The organism is Achromobacter sp. HZ34 (assembly GCF_002209485.1).
GTDB lineage: Bacteria > Pseudomonadota > Gammaproteobacteria > Burkholderiales > Burkholderiaceae_B > Bordetella_C.
Map to the genome: position 1 here is coordinate 15,725 of NZ_NJIX01000011.1, position 13,796 is coordinate 29,520.

General features: G+C 63.5%; 12 protein-coding genes. 6 read left to right on the forward strand and 6 right to left on the reverse strand.

What is annotated here, in order from left to right:
• Nucleotides 1–54: 54 nt before the first annotated feature.
• From CEY05_RS30095 to CEY05_RS30105, 3 genes are all read right to left on the reverse strand, one after another.
• Nucleotides 55–1,245: an efflux RND transporter periplasmic adaptor subunit gene (locus CEY05_RS30095; protein ID WP_088601186.1), complete on the reverse strand. Its 1,191-nt coding sequence runs from the start codon at nt 1,243–1,245 to the stop codon at nt 55–57.
• Between the two features lie 22 nt (nt 1,246–1,267).
• Nucleotides 1,268–2,743, reverse strand: coding sequence for an efflux transporter outer membrane subunit (locus tag CEY05_RS30100; RefSeq protein ID WP_088601185.1), 1,476 nt, complete (start codon nt 2,741–2,743; stop codon nt 1,268–1,270).
• A gap of 98 nt (nt 2,744–2,841) precedes the next feature.
• Nucleotides 2,842–3,351 carry a MarR family transcriptional regulator gene (locus tag CEY05_RS30105; RefSeq protein ID WP_198952957.1) on the reverse strand — a complete coding sequence of 170 codons (510 nt, stop codon included), beginning with the start codon at nt 3,349–3,351 and terminating at the stop codon, nt 2,842–2,844.
• A gap of 108 nt (nt 3,352–3,459) precedes the next feature.
• On the opposite strand from CEY05_RS30105, the gene CEY05_RS30110 reads away from it, so the two are divergent.
• The 3 genes from CEY05_RS30110 (at nt 3,460) to CEY05_RS30120 (ending at nt 5,852) form a co-directional block, all read left to right on the forward strand.
• Nucleotides 3,460–4,428: a DMT family transporter gene (locus CEY05_RS30110; RefSeq protein WP_088601184.1), complete on the forward strand. Its 969-nt coding sequence runs from the start codon at nt 3,460–3,462 to the stop codon at nt 4,426–4,428.
• A 59-nt stretch (nt 4,429–4,487) separates the two neighbouring features.
• Nucleotides 4,488–5,477 carry a quinone oxidoreductase gene (locus CEY05_RS30115; protein ID WP_088601183.1) on the forward strand — a complete coding sequence of 330 codons (990 nt, stop codon included), beginning with the start codon at nt 4,488–4,490 and terminating at the stop codon, nt 5,475–5,477.
• Between the two features lie 153 nt (nt 5,478–5,630).
• Nucleotides 5,631–5,852: a YgdI/YgdR family lipoprotein gene (locus tag CEY05_RS30120; RefSeq protein WP_088601182.1), complete on the forward strand. Its 222-nt coding sequence runs from the start codon at nt 5,631–5,633 to the stop codon at nt 5,850–5,852.
• 138 nt (nt 5,853–5,990) lie between these two features.
• Here CEY05_RS30120 and CEY05_RS30125 read toward each other — a convergent pair whose 3' ends face one another.
• Complete coding sequence (locus CEY05_RS30125) at nt 5,991–7,010, reverse strand: class 1 fructose-bisphosphatase (RefSeq protein WP_088601181.1); 1,020 nt, start codon at nt 7,008–7,010, stop codon at nt 5,991–5,993.
• Nucleotides 7,011–7,034: 24 nt separating this feature from the next.
• The gene (gene pepN / locus CEY05_RS30130; RefSeq protein WP_088601180.1) at nt 7,035–9,752 is read right to left on the reverse strand and encodes an aminopeptidase N; all 2,718 of its coding nucleotides are present in this window, start codon (nt 9,750–9,752) and stop codon (nt 7,035–7,037) included.
• A gap of 167 nt (nt 9,753–9,919) precedes the next feature.
• Between pepN and CEY05_RS30135 the strand changes: the two genes are divergently transcribed.
• Nucleotides 9,920–10,564 (forward strand): DUF4136 domain-containing protein, encoded by a 645-nt coding sequence (locus CEY05_RS30135; protein ID WP_088601179.1) that lies wholly within the window; start codon nt 9,920–9,922, stop codon nt 10,562–10,564.
• 289 nt (nt 10,565–10,853) lie between these two features.
• Here the strand turns inward: CEY05_RS30135 and CEY05_RS30140 are convergent, their stop codons facing one another.
• Entirely contained in the window at nt 10,854–11,219 is a 366-nt protein-coding gene (locus CEY05_RS30140; protein ID WP_088601178.1) for an H-NS family nucleoid-associated regulatory protein, read from the reverse strand.
• 151 nt (nt 11,220–11,370) lie between these two features.
• On the opposite strand from CEY05_RS30140, the gene CEY05_RS30145 reads away from it, so the two are divergent.
• Both CEY05_RS30145 and tldD read left to right on the forward strand, forming a co-directional pair.
• Nucleotides 11,371–12,171, forward strand: a complete 801-nt coding sequence (locus tag CEY05_RS30145; protein ID WP_233161781.1) for a carbon-nitrogen hydrolase family protein — start codon at nt 11,371–11,373, stop codon at nt 12,169–12,171.
• Nucleotides 12,172–12,260: 89 nt separating this feature from the next.
• On the forward strand, nt 12,261–13,721 hold the full coding sequence (gene tldD / locus CEY05_RS30150) for a metalloprotease TldD (protein WP_088601176.1): 1,461 nt from the start codon (nt 12,261–12,263) through the stop codon (nt 13,719–13,721).
• Nucleotides 13,722–13,796 lie beyond the last annotated feature (75 nt).

Here is a 13,796-nt window from a genome sequence, read left to right on the forward strand (position 1 = left end):
GCTGGCGGGTCGGATTGCCCCGGGTGTTGATCGGGGCAATCCCGGGGGTTCTCTTTATTGCGCCAGGTTGGCCTGGATGATCTTCTGGATCAGCGCGTCGGCTTCCTTGTGATCAGGCTCGAAGGCGCGCGTGGACCAGACCGGTTCGGTACGGGTGGCCTGCGTCACGGCCTGGCCTTCCTGCTTGGCGATGTCGACCTCGACGTCCATCGACAGGCCGATGCGCAGGGGATGTTCCTGCAGCTGCTTGGGATCCAGGGCGATGCGCACGGGCACGCGCTGCACCACCTTGATCCAGTTGCCGGTGGCGTTCTGCGCGGGCAGCAGGGCGAAGGCGCTGCCGGTGCCCGCATCCAGGCCGATCACCTTGCCGTGGTACTTGACGTCGCCACCATACAGGTCGGCGGTCAGTTCGACGTCCTGGCCTACGCGCATCTTGCGCAGCTGGCCTTCCTTGAAGTTGGCTTCCACCCACACCTGGTCCAGCGGCACGATGTTCAACAACGTGTTGCCGGGAGCCACGCGCTGGCCCACCTGCACGCCGCGGCGCGCCACCATGCCGGTCACCGGCGCCGGCAGCACCGTGCGCGAAGTCGCCAGCCAAGCGTTGCGCACATTGGCGGCGGCTTCCTGCACGTCAGGATGCTGCTCGACCGTGGTGCCGTGCGTCAGGGCCTGGTTGGTGGCCAGCTTGGCCTTGGAGGCCGCCAGCGATGCCTTGGCCTGGGCCAGGCCGGACTCGGCGCTCTTCAGCGTGGTCTGGGCATGCAGGATTTCTTCACCGCTGACACCGCCGGACTTGGCCAGGGCCTGGCGCCGCGACAGGTCGCTGCGGGCGCGCGCCAGGTCCGCCTGGGCGCGTTCGATATCGGCCAGGCGCACATCCACGTCGGCGGCCAGCGCATCGTTCTGCACATACAGCGTGCGCACCTGGCGCACGGTCTGGCCCAGCTTGGCTTCGGCTTGCGCCAGGGCGATGTCGGTATCGGCCGGATCCAGGCGGATGATGGGCGCACCGGCCTGCACGGTTTCCGTGTCGTCGGCTTCGATGGCCACCACCGTGCCAGGCACCTGTGGCGTGATCTGCACCAGGTTGCCGTGTACATAGGCATCGTCGGTGTTCTCGAAGTGCGAGCCGACCATCCACCACCAGATGGCATAGGCGATGGCGATCAGAATGAAAACACCGGTGGCCAGCAACATCAGGCGTTTGCGGGCGGGATTGGTAGTCTGCGGGGCATTCATGACGTAGTGTCCGATGGGTTCTTCAATGGGTGTTGTTCTGGGCGTCGGCCGTAGGAGCCGCGGTGGGGGCCGCCGTGGCCGTGCTGTCCTGCGGGGCGGCCCCTGGCGTGGCCGTCTGGACATAGCCGCCGCCCAGCGCCTTGGCCAGGTCGGCGTCCAGCTTGTACGCACGGAAACGCAGGTCGGTGTCCAGGCGCGCCTGCACCAGCACGCTGTCCTGCGCGATCAGCACGGTAAGGTAGTTGCCCAGGCCGGCCTTGTAGCGGTTCACGGCCAGTTCATACGCGGCGTCCGTGGACGTCCGCGCCTGGCGCTGTTCCGTGGTTTCCCGCTCCAGCAGGCGCAGCGCGTCCAGCGCATCGGCGGTCTGGCGCACGGCGGTCAGCACGGTCTGGTTGTAGTCGGCTATCGCCAGGTCCGCATCGGCGCGCCGGCCGGCCAGGTTGGCGTTGAGTTCGCCGTTGTGGAACAGGGGCAGCGAAATCGCCGGGCCGATATTGCCCGCGTAGCTGCCGGAGTCGAACAGATTGCCCGTACCCAGGGCCTGCAGGCCGATGAAGGCCGTCAGGTTGACGTTGGGGTAGAACTGCGCCTTGGCGACGTCGATCTCCTTGTTGGCGCCTTCCGCACGCCAGCGCGCGGCCGTGACGTCGGCGCGATGGCCCAGCAGTTCCAGCGGCACCGTGGTGGGGAGGATCCCCGCCGGCGTCGTCATCGTGGTCGCGGTCAGGCGCTGGCCGCGTTCGGGACCGGCACCGACCAGGGCCGCCACCTGGTTACGCAATTGCGCCAGCGTGGTTTCGATCTGGGTCAGCTGTACCTTGCCGGCGGCCAGCGCGGCGTCGGCCTGCTTGACCTCCACTTGTGTATCCAGGCCGGCACTGAAGCGCTGCGTGGTGATGGACTGGACGTTCTCGCGCTGCTTGAGGATGTTGCGCAGGACATCGCGCTGCGCGAACGCATCCTGCAGGTTCAGGTAGGCCTCCACCACGCCGCTGCTCAACATGACGCGCGCTGCCTGGCGGTCGGCCTCGGCGGCCTGCTGCTGCGACAGTGCCGACTTCAGGTGGGCGCTGTTCTTGCCCCAGAAGTCCAGCTCATAGCTGAAATCCAGGCCCAGATGCGTGTCGCTCTGCAGCGAGCCGGCCAGGGGGGCAGGGTAGATGTAGTTCTTGGAGATGTGTTCGCGTTGCAGGCTGTAGTCCGCATCGACGCGGGGCAGCAGCGGCGCGCGGGCAGTGCCCACGGCGGCATTGGCCTGGGCCAGGCGGGCCTGGGCCGAGGCCATCGTGGGACTGTTGGCCAGCGCTTCTTCAATCAGGGCGTCCAGTTGGCTGTCCTGGTAGCGCTGCCACCATTTATCCGTGGGCCAGTCGGCGGTCGAGGTGCTCAGGCCCAGCGCGGCCCCGTCGACCTGCTTGACCGGTTGGGTACCTGGCTCCATCAGCGCGCAACCGCCCAGCGTCAGGACCAGCAAGGAGCTCAATAAGCGTTTCATAAGGACGAAGGATTGAAGAAAGTAGCGTTCAGTAGTTGTTCAGTATGTAATTGCCTAGGCAGCAATTATGGCGAAAAAAAGGCCGGTCATGGACGTCGTCACTTGAGCGGCGGCAACGGGGCCGACCCATTGGCCAGCATGCGGCGCATGAAATGGGACAGCATCTGCGCCTCGCTTTCCGTGAACCCGCGCATATAGTGATTCAGCGTACGGGCAATGATCGCGGGGATCTGCCGGGTGATGGCCGCACCTTCCTCGGTGACTTCGATCTTTACCACGCGCCGGTCTTGTTCACTGCGCTGGCGGCGCAACAGGCCTTTCGCTTCCAGGCGGTCAAGCGTCCTGGTCATGGCGCCAGTGTCCACGTCGGATATGCGGGCCAATTCGGCGGCCGTCTCGGCGCGTCCCATGCTTACCATGGCCAACGGGCGCCATTGGCTGGCGGTCAGTCCCAGGGGAGAAACTTCCTGGTCCAGCGCCCGGCTGAATGAATTGGTCACCAGCTTGATCAGATAGCCAGGATTCTCTTCAAACATCTGCAGGCGGTCGCACCGATACGGTGGCGACACGTCTGAAGCGTCTGCGTTGTCAGGGATTTCGTTGTCCATGGCAGGCAATATAGTTGCCTAAGCAGTAATTGTCAATACTCGCTTTGGGGAGCCGCGCGCGCAGAAAATAAGTGCAAACGGGGCGTTCGCGCACATAAAATCCAGCCCATGACATCGACGCCCGCCTCATCGACCAAGATTGCCGCTTCCCCCTCCAGGTACACCCAACGCGCCGTCGGCTTCGCGCTTGCCGCGCTGGGCGCCATCCTGTTCTCGGGCAAGGCCATCGTCGTCAAGTTCACCTACGAGTACGGCGTCGACGCGGTCACCCTGATCGCCTTCCGCATGCTGTTTTCCCTGCCGTTCTTCGCGGTAATCGCCCTTGACCAGGCGCGCCGCGCGCGGCTTGGCCAACTGCCAGTGCTGACGATGGGCGAGCGCGGGCGCGTGGTGGTGCTGGGGCTGCTCGGCTATTACCTGTCCAGCTTTCTCGACTTTCTCGGCCTGCGCTATATCAGCGTCGGCCTGGAACGCCTGATCCTGTTCCTGTCGCCGACCCTGGTACTGCTGATCACGGCTTTCTGGCTCAAACGCCCCATCGCGCGTCGCCAGTGGGTGGCCCTGGGCCTGTCCTACGCCGGCGTGGTGCTGGTTTTCGCGCACGACCTGTCGCAGTCGCGCAGCGATGCGATATGGTTGGGCGCGGGCTTCGTGTTCGGCTCGGCGCTGACCTACGCGGTGTACCTGATCGGCTCGGGCGAGCTGGTCAAACGGGTAGGATCCACGCGCCTGACGGCGTATGCCATGACGGTGTCCAGCATCGCCTGCCTGATCCAGTTCTTCGTGCTGCATCCCGTGTCGGGGCTGCGGCAACCCATGGGTTTCTATGGGTTGTCGGTGATCCACGCCACCATCAATACCGTGCTGCCTGTCTTCATGATCATGGCTGCCGTCTCGCGCATCGGCGCGCCGCTGGCGGCGCAGCTGGGCATGCTGGGACCGGTCTCCGTGCTGTTCCTCGCCTACTGGTTCCTGGGCGAACCGGTGACGTCCTGGCAACTGGCGGGGACCGCGCTGGTCCTGGCCGGCGTCTTTGCCCTTACCGGCGGCCGCCGCGCGCCGCTGAAGTCCTCATGAACCCGTACACTTTCCGTCCAACCTGTACCCAACGATAAACGCAAAAAAAGGAGCGTTGCATGGCCAGCACTATCGCAAAGGCAATCCAGCTCGAAACCCATGGTGGTCCCGAGGTCCTGAAACTGGTCGAGCTGGAAGTGCCGCCGCCCGGCCCCAAGGAAGTCACCATCCGCCAGCATGCCGCGGGTCTGAACTTCATCGACATCTATTACCGTACCGGTCTCTATCCGCACCCGCTGCCGCACGGCCTGGGTTCGGAAGGCGCGGGCGTGGTCGAGGCGGTCGGCAGCGAAGTCACCCATCTGAAGAAGGGCGATCGCGTGGCTTACGGCCAAAGCCCCCTGGGCGCCTATGCCACGGTGCGCAATGTGCCGGGCGTGAACGTCGTGAAGCTGCCCAAGGGCATCAGCTTCGATGACGCCGCCGCCATGATGCTGAAGGGCCTGACGGTGCAATACCTGTTTCGCCAAACCTACCGCCTGCAAGGTAATGAGACGATTCTTTTCCATGCCGCCGCCGGTGGCGTGGGCCTGATCGCCTGCCAATGGGCACGTGCACTGGGCGTGAAATTGATCGGCACGGTGTCCAGCCCGGAGAAGGCGGAATTGGCCAAGGCGCACGGTGCGTGGGCCACCATCGACTACTCGCGCGAGAACGTCGCCGAGAAGCTGCTGGAACTGACGGGCGGCAAGAAGGTGCCGGTGGTGTACGACGGCGTGGGCAAGGACACGTGGGAAGCGTCGCTGGACTGCATCGAGCCGCGCGGCCTGATGGTCAGCTTCGGCAATGCCTCCGGCCCGGTCAGCGGCGTGAACGTCGGCATCCTGAACCAGAAGGGGTGCCTGTACCTGACGCGGCCGTCGCTGGGCTTGCACATCAATACGCTGGACAAGCTGCAGGCCGCTTCCAGCGAGCTGTTCGACCTGGTCGGCAAGAAGAAGATCAAGCTGAACATCGGCCAGCGTTATCCGCTCGCCGAAGTGGGTGAAGCGCACACCGCGCTGGCGGCGCGCAAGACCACCGGTGCGACGATCCTGACGCTGGATTGATTCGCGGCTCGCGTGGTTTTTAATGGCAGGGGCGCACCGGGTTGCGCCCCTGTCACATTACAGTCACTCGCATTTTGACCACAGTCGGTCACGTCTCTCATCCTTGCGGCTGGGCTAAGGTGAAAGTGTCCCTGACATCAAGGAGATGCGTAGATGACTCGAAAACTATTGGCTTTGGTGCTGGCCTCCACCGCGGTAGGCAGCCTTGCCGCCTGCTCCCATCCGACCGTCGTGCAAACCAAGGACGGACAGCAGATCGTCGCGCCGGATGAGCCTCAATACAACAAGAAATCCGGCACTTATCAGTATGAGGACAATGGCAAGAAGGTGCAGATCAACAAGGACGACGTGCACTCGATGCAGGAAGTGAAGTAGCGCTGAGATCGCGCCGCGGTGGTGCCCTCCTGGTGCCACGCTGCCGCGCAACTGACGCAGTGAAATGCGTCAGCGCAAAATAAAAGGCCCACGCCATGCATGCCATGGCGCGGGCCTTTTTGCAGGCGGCGGGGCAGCTTAGCCTTTGCCGTGTTCCTGGTGATAACGCGCCACGGTTTCGACTTCATTCTTCGAACCGAGGATGACGCTGACGCGCTGGTGCAGTTGCGTGGGCTGGATGTCGAGGATGCGCTGGGTGCCGTCGATGGCGGCGCCGCCAGCCTGCTCGACCAAGAGGCTCATGGGATTGGCTTCGTACATCAGGCGCAGCTTGCCCGGCTTGTTGGGCTCGCGCGAATCCCACGGGTACATGAAGATGCCGCCGCGCGTCAGAATGCGGTGGACGTCGGCCACCATGGACGCCACCCAGCGCATATTGAAATCCTTGCCGCGCGGGCCCGTGGTGCCGGCCAGGCAGTCGTCGATGTACTGCTTCACGGGCGGCGCCCAGTGACGCATGTTCGACATATTGATGGCGAATTCCTTGGTATCCGCGGGAATGCGCATGTTCTCGTGGGTCAGCACCCACGATCCCATCTCGCGATCCAGCGTGAACCCGGCCACGCCGTTGCCCACGGTGATCACCAGCATGGTCTGCGGGCCATAGACGGCATAACCCGAGGCCACCTGCTTGGTGCCCGGCTGCAGGAAGTCCTGCTCGGTCACCGCCTGCCCCGGCGTGTCGTGGTGCGCGCGCAGCACCGAGAAAATGGTGCCGATGGACACATTGACGTCGATGTTCGACGAACCATCGAGGGGATCGAACAGCAGCAGGTATTCGCCCTTGGGGTAACGGTTGGGGATGGGATGGATGGTCTCCATTTCCTCCGAGGCCATGCCGGCCAGGTGGCCGCCCCATTCATTGGCTTCGAGCAGGATTTCGTTGGACATGACGTCCAGCTTCTTCTGCACCTCGCCTTGGACGTTTTCCGTGTCCAGGGCACCCAGCACGCCGCCGAGCGCCCCCTTGCTGACGGCGTGGCTGATGGCCTTGCAGGCACGTGCCACGACTTCGATCAGCAGGCGAACTTCCGGGCCGACGACCTCGTGTTCACGCTGCTGTTCGACCAGGTATTGAGTCAGTGTCTTACGTTTCAAATGTTTCTCCCAGGATGAATGAAGTCAGGCAGCCAGTTCCAGCGCCTTGGACACGATTTCGTTGACGTTGCGCGACAGGCCCGGATGCGCGCGCACGGCTTCCAGCGCGCGCTGCATGGGGGCGCGCAGCGCCGGTGTGTAGCGGGCCCAGTTGTCCAGGCCGCGCGCCAGGCGGGCCGCGATTTCAGGGTTGAGCGCATCCAGTGCCAGCACCTGCTCGACCCAGAAGTCGTAGCCGCTGCCGTCGGGCAGATGCAGGCCGCGCGCATTGTTCAGGCAGAACTGGAACACCAGCGCCCGTGCACGATTCGGATTGCGCAGCGTGAAGGCGGGGTGCGCCATCAGCCCGCGCACCGTATCCACCGACGTCGAGCGCGCCGTGGCCTGCAGCGCGAACCACTTGTCGATGACCAGCGGGTCCTGCTGCCATTGTTCGTAGAACTCGCCCAGGGCGCGGGTGGCATCGTCGGCCTGGCCGTGGTTGACCAGCGCGCCCAGTGCGCCCAGGCGGTCCGTCATATTGCTGGCCTGTTCGTACTGGGCCTGCGCCCAGCCGCGGGCGCGCGGATCGCCCGCCGCCATCAGATGCGCCAAGGCCAGGTTCTTCAAGGCGCGCCGGCCCGCCGGCAGAGGGGCAGGGCTGTACGCGCCCGGGGTCTGGTTGTTCTCGTAAGCCTCGCCCCACGCTTGCGCCAGCTGGCGGCCCAGTTCGGCCCGCACGAAATCGCGCGCGACGGCCAGGGCGGGGGGATCGATCTGCGCCATGCGTTCGGCCAGGGTCTTTTCCGAAGGCAGGGCCAGCGCGCGGGCGCGGTAGGCCGCGTCCAGGCGCGGATCCGTCAGCAAGGTGCGCCACGCGTCGACAAACGCCGGCTGCAGGCTTAGCGCCGCGCCTTCCTGAGTGCGTGCCGCCAACGCCAGGATCTGGCGCGTGGCCAGTTCCTGGCCGGCCTCCCAGCGGGCGAAAGCATCGGGGTCGTGGGCCGACAGCAAGGCCAGCTCGTCGTCGCTCCAGGCATATTCGACGATGACCGGCGCGGAGAAGCCGCGCAGCAGCGACGGCACGGGTTCGCGCGCAACGTTGTCGAACACCCATTCCTTGCGGTCGGTGGTCAGTTCCAGCAGCACGGTGTCGGCGGCCGCGGCGCCGTCCAGCGACAGGGGCAGGGGCTTGCCCGCACGGTCCAGCAGTCCCATGGCAAACGGGATGTGCACGGGCGGCTTCGCCGCAACGGAGTTGCCACTGCTGCCTGCGCTCTTTTCCACGCCCACCGGCGCGCAACGCTGCGCCAGGGTCACGCTGCAGCGCTGTGCGGCGGCATCGTAGGCCAGCGTCACGGTGACGCGCGGCGTGCCGGCCTGGCGATACCAGCGGCGGAAGACGGAAAGGTCACGCCCCGGGTGCTGGCGCGTGTAGACCGATTCCATCGCGGCGACGAAATCGTCGCAGGTGACGGCCTGGCCGTCGTGGCGGCGGAAATATTCGTCCATCCCCGCGCGGAAACCTTCCTCGCCCAGCAGCGTGTGCTGCATGCGGATGACCTCGGCGCCTTTCTCGTAGACGGTGGCGGTATAGAAGTTGCCGATTTCCTGGTAGCTTTCCGGGCGGATGGGGTGGGCCATGGGGCCGGCGTCTTCCGGGAACTGCGCGGCGCGCAGCGTGGCCACGTCGTCGATGCGCTTGACGGCACGCGCGCTGGCGGCTGCCGCGGCGTCCATGCCGTGCGCCATCATGTCGGCGCTGAATTCCTGGTCGCGGAAAACCGTCAGGCCTTCCTTGAGGCTCAACTGGAACCAGTCGCGGCACGTGACGCGGTTGCCGGTCCAGTTGTGGAAATACTCATGGCCGATGACCGATTCGATGCCTTCGTAATTGGCATCGGTCGCCGTGTCGGGGTTGGCCAGCACATAAGCCGCGTTGAAGATATTGAGGCCCTTGTTCTCCATGGCACCCATATTGAAGTCGCGCACGGCAACCACCATGAAGCGGTCCAGGTCCAGCTCCAGGCCGAAGCGCGTCTCGTCCCAGCGCAAAGCGCGCTCCAGGGACTCCAGGGCCCAGGCCGTGCGGTCTTCCGAACCCGGGTCGCTATAGACCTGCAGCAGCACTTCACGGCCACTGGCCGTCTTGGTACGCATTTCGCGGCAGCTCAGCTGGCCGGCCACCAGGGCAAACAGATAGCAAGGCTTGGGGAAGGGATCTTCCCATTCCACTTCCTGGCGTCCATCCGGCAAGGTGCGGCTGGCCACCAGATTGCCGTTGCTCAACAAGTGCGGGTAGTCGGGCTGGGCACGCAGGGTGACGCGATAGCGCGACATCACATCGGGCCGGTCGGCGAACCAGGTGATGCGGCGAAAGCCCTCGGCCTCGCACTGCGTGAAGAAATTTCCGCCCGACACATACAGGCCCATCAGCGTCGAGTTGGCCTGCGGGCGGCAGCGGCTGACGATTTCCAGTACCGCGGCGTCCGGCAGGCCGGACAAGGTCAGGGTGTGCGCGGTCAGCGCATAGCGGCTGGCGTCCCAGGCCGTGCCGTCGACATGAACGGAGACCAGTTCAAGTTCGCTGCCGTCCAGCACCAGCGGCGCCGTGTCGCCGGGCACGCGACGATTCAGGGTCAGGCGCGACGTCACCGTGGTCACTTCGGGTTCCAGGTCGAACGCCAGTTCCACTTCGGCGATGTCGAACGGGTAGGGCTGGTAGTCCTTGCGAAAAATGGTCACGGAAGTATCGGTGCGCATGGGCTATTTTCCCCGGAAAAAAGTAATCATGTAGCTATTGTAGGACGCGGCTTGAGGCTTGCTGTGCAAACTTTATACGCTGCGCCCGGTCTCAAGTGAATTGGCAAGACGTATGATGCGTCGCGGCCACCAGGACAACAGTATGGCCGTTCCCGAGGAGTCGTTCCATGAATCGTTATCTTTATTCACCACTTTCGCGGTGGGTCCAGGCGTGCTGCCTTGCCATGCTCGCATTGGTGCTGGCAGGATGCGCCACCACCGATACGGTTTCGGCGCGCGTGACGTCGTTCCAGCATTGGCCCGACAACGCGACCGGACAGACGTATCGCTTCGTCGTCGCCAATCCAACCCAGGAAAACAATCTTGAATATCAGTCCTACCAGGACATGGTGCGTGCCGGCATAGGCGCGACCGGCCTGGTGGAAGCGGCCAAGGGTGTGCCCGCGCGCTTTAACGTGTCGTTTACTTATGGCGTCGTGCAAACCCAGGTGACGGTGCGGCGCCCCTACGATCCCTACTTCTATGGCGGTTACCCGGGCTTTTACGGACCGCGTGGCTATTGGGGCGGCTTCGGCGGTTACTGGGGGCCAGACTGGGTGGATGTGCCCACCGTGGCTTATCGCAATACGCTGACTGTCGTGATCCGTGACAGCGCCAATGGCGGCGCTGAAGTGTACCGGGCTACTGCTTATAGCGTATCGGGCAGCGAACGCCTGCTACAGGCCATGCCTTATCTGGTGCGGGCGATTTTCGACCAGTTCCCTGGGAATAATGGCTCGGAACGCAGAGTCGAATTCCCGGTCAGTCGTTGATATATCAATTGTTTTAATGACAATACAATGTACTAAGTTATGAAATAAGTCATAAGGCCGGTATATTTATACGCATAAATACGCCGGCCTGTCTTATTTGTATTGTTTGTCTGATTTGTCTTGTTGCCTGACACTGTGAGTGCCCCCCTTGAAAAGGGTACTGGAGGTGCAACATAAGCGTGGCGGCCATAAAAAAACATCGCGCCGATTGGCGCGATGTTTTTTGCAGGGCCTGCTAATGGCTGAGCCCCAGGGCTGAAAACCCAGGGCAGGCCCACGATTCCGGTGTTTACTGGATGAGAAAGCTGTCGCGCTTGGCGCCTTCCGCTTCGGCGGCGGTCAACCAGCGCGGCGCCTTGCCACGGCCGCTCCAGGTTTCGCCCGTGTCAGGGTGGCGATACTTGGGCGCCACGGCGCGTTTGGCACGGGGAGCAGCGGGCGCGGCACCCTTGCGCGCGGCAGCAGGCGCACGAGCCGGTTTGCCAAAAGCCGCGGCGATTTCTTCGGGAGTGATATTGTATTCACGCATCGATCGAATGATCGTTGCCACCACGGGCTTGCGCCGCTTGGTGTGCAGCAGTTCGGCCCGCTTGCGGAGTTTGCCGATTTCCTTTTCTATCTTGGCCTGCTGTGCCGCGTAGTTTTCTCTAACCATGGTGCTGTGATCCTTATTATGGAAATTCGGTTTTCCCGACAGGATGAAGTTTATTGTATCCGCAATGGTACAAAATTTATACGGCTATTATCCTCAGAATTCTTGAATCCATATGTTTCAGCCTAATGATTGTTCAAGGAACGAATCAACCATGTCCTTCAAAGTCGCCGCAATTCAAATGGTCAGTACCCCGGACGTGCAGGAAAATCTCGACGCGGCGGGGGCGCTGATCGCGCAGGCAGCGCAAGAAGGGGCCAGGCTCGTCGCTTTGCCCGAATATTTTTGCCTGATGGGGCGTAAAGACACTGATAAGGTGGCGGCGCGCGAATCGGAGGGCAACGGGCCGATCCAGGCATTCCTGGCGCAGCAGGCGCGCCAGCACGGCATATATGTCGTGGGCGGTACCTTGCCCGTGGAAAGTCCCGACCCGAACCGAGTCTATAACACCACGTTTGTATATGGGCCGGATGGTGGGCAGATTGCGCGCTATGACAAAATTCACCTGTTCAACTTCCAGCGTGGCACGGATTCGTTTGACGAAGCGACGAGCATACGGCCCGGCACGATGCCGCGAGTTTTCGATGCCCCATTCGGAAAAATCGGTTTGTCGGTTTGCTATGACCTGCGTTTTCCTGAGCTGTATCGAGCTTTTGGAGACGTTAGCTTGATTTTGGTTCCAGCCGCCTTCACTTATACGACTGGCAAGGCGCATTGGGAGCTGCTGCTGCGTACGCGCGCGGTGGAAAACCAGTGCTATGTGCTGGCCCCGGCGCAGGGCGGTGTGCACCCGACCGGGCGCCGCACCTGGGGCCAATCCATGCTGATCGACCCGTGGGGCGAAATTGTCGCGCAATTGCCCGAGGGGCCGGGCGTGGTGGCGGGTAACATAGACCCCGATCGTCTTCAGGAAGTCCGGGCGTCCTTGCCGGCATTGCGGCACCGCGTCATGTAATACGTATATTGTCTACATCGCGCACCGGACAATTACTGCTTATCCAAAAAGCGTGAACAAATTGTGAAAGTTCGACATCGAGTCTCGCCATGAAAATTACCGATCCTGCCATTCAGTCGCTCGCCACCGCTAAAACCTTGTTGCTCGACCCCTGGGGATTGAGCGAGGTGGATATGGCGCGCGCGCTCGGTGAAATATTCACCCACAAGGTGGATTACGCCGATCTTTATTTCCAATACACGCGCAGCGAAGGCTGGAGCCTGGAAGAGGGCATCGTCAAGACCGGCAGTTTTTCCATCGGCCAAGGCGTGGGCGTGCGCGCCATCAGTGGCGAGAAAACCGCTTTCGCCTATTCCGACTCGCTGTCGCCGGAGGCTTTGCTGTCGTCGGCGCGCACGGTGCGCAGCATCGCCCGCCAGGGCGCGGGCAAGGCACGCGTCACCGCGCCGGCCGACCCCGGACCGGGGCGTGGCCTGTATCCGGCCATCGATCCTTTGCTGACGATGGGCGCGCCCGACAAGGTGGCGCTGCTGGAACGCGTCGAACGCATGGCGCGTGCGCGTGATCCGCATGTCATCCAGGTCATGGCCGGCCTGGGGGCCGAGTACGACGTGATCCTGGTGGCGGGCAGCGATGGCCGCCTGGCCGCCGACGTGCGCCCGCTGGTGCGCCTGTCGTTGACCGTGATCGCCGAGCGGGACGGACGGCGGGAAATGGGCCATGCGGGCGGCGGCGGCCGTTCCGGGCTGGGGTATTTCACCGATGACATCCTGCGCGGCTATGTCGAGCACGCCGTGCATGAAGCCATGGTCAACCTGGACGCGCGGCCCGCGCCCGCCGGCGAGATGACGGTGGTGCTGGGCTCGGGCTGGCCCGGCATCCTGCTGCATGAAGCCGTGGGCCACGGTCTGGAAGGCGATTTCAATCGCAAGGGCTCCAGCGTGTTTTCCGGCCGTATCGGCCAGCGCGTGGCGTCCAAGGGCGTGACCGTGATCGACGATGGCACCATTCCGGACCGCCGTGGTTCGCTGAATGTGGACGACGAAGGCAATTCGACGCAGCAGAATGTGCTGATCGAGGACGGCATCCTGCGCGGTTATATGCAGGACACCATGAACGCGCGCCTGATGAAAACGTCGGCCACCGGCAATGGCCGGCGCGAATCGTTCGCGCACCTGCCCATGCCGCGCATGACCAATACCTACATGCTGGCGGGCGCGACGCCGCCCGAGGAAATCATTTCTTCGGTCAAGCGCGGTTTGTATGCGGTCAATTTCGGCGGCGGCCAGGTGGACATCACCAGCGGCAAATTCGTTTTCTCCGCGTCCGAGGCCTACATGATCGAAAACGGCAAGGTGACGTATCCCGTCAAGGGCGCCACGCTTATCGGCAACGGTCCGGATGCCATGAACAAGGTCACCATGATCGGCAATGACCTGCGCCTGGATTCCGGCGTTGGCACGTGTGGCAAGGAAGGCCAGAGTGTGCCGGTGGGAGTGGGGATGCCCACGGTGCGGATGGAAGGGCTGACGGTGGGCGGTACGGCTTGATCGGACTGTGACGCGCCGCATTTTGACCCGGCGGCAGTAAGGCCGGACTGGAATGGCCGCCCTGGATTTTGCAGG

Coding starts and splice junctions, on each gene's coding strand:
- CEY05_RS30095 (WP_088601186.1), bottom strand. CDS start 1,245: ATGAATGCCCCGCAGACTACCAATCCCGCCCGCAAACGCCTGATGTTG.
- CEY05_RS30100 (WP_088601185.1), bottom strand. CDS start 2,743: ATGAAACGCTTATTGAGCTCCTTGCTGGTCCTGACGCTGGGCGGTTGC.
- CEY05_RS30105 (WP_198952957.1), bottom strand. CDS start 3,351: ATGGACAACGAAATCCCTGACAACGCAGACGCTTCAGACGTGTCGCCA.
- CEY05_RS30110 (WP_088601184.1), top strand. CDS start 3,460: ATGACATCGACGCCCGCCTCATCGACCAAGATTGCCGCTTCCCCCTCC.
- CEY05_RS30115 (WP_088601183.1), top strand. CDS start 4,488: ATGGCCAGCACTATCGCAAAGGCAATCCAGCTCGAAACCCATGGTGGT.
- CEY05_RS30120 (WP_088601182.1), top strand. CDS start 5,631: ATGACTCGAAAACTATTGGCTTTGGTGCTGGCCTCCACCGCGGTAGGC.
- pepN (WP_088601180.1), bottom strand. CDS start 9,752: ATGCGCACCGATACTTCCGTGACCATTTTTCGCAAGGACTACCAGCCC.
- CEY05_RS30135 (WP_088601179.1), top strand. CDS start 9,920: ATGAATCGTTATCTTTATTCACCACTTTCGCGGTGGGTCCAGGCGTGC.
- CEY05_RS30140 (WP_088601178.1), bottom strand. CDS start 11,219: ATGGTTAGAGAAAACTACGCGGCACAGCAGGCCAAGATAGAAAAGGAA.
- CEY05_RS30145 (WP_233161781.1), top strand. CDS start 11,371: ATGTCCTTCAAAGTCGCCGCAATTCAAATGGTCAGTACCCCGGACGTG.
- tldD (WP_088601176.1), top strand. CDS start 12,261: ATGAAAATTACCGATCCTGCCATTCAGTCGCTCGCCACCGCTAAAACC.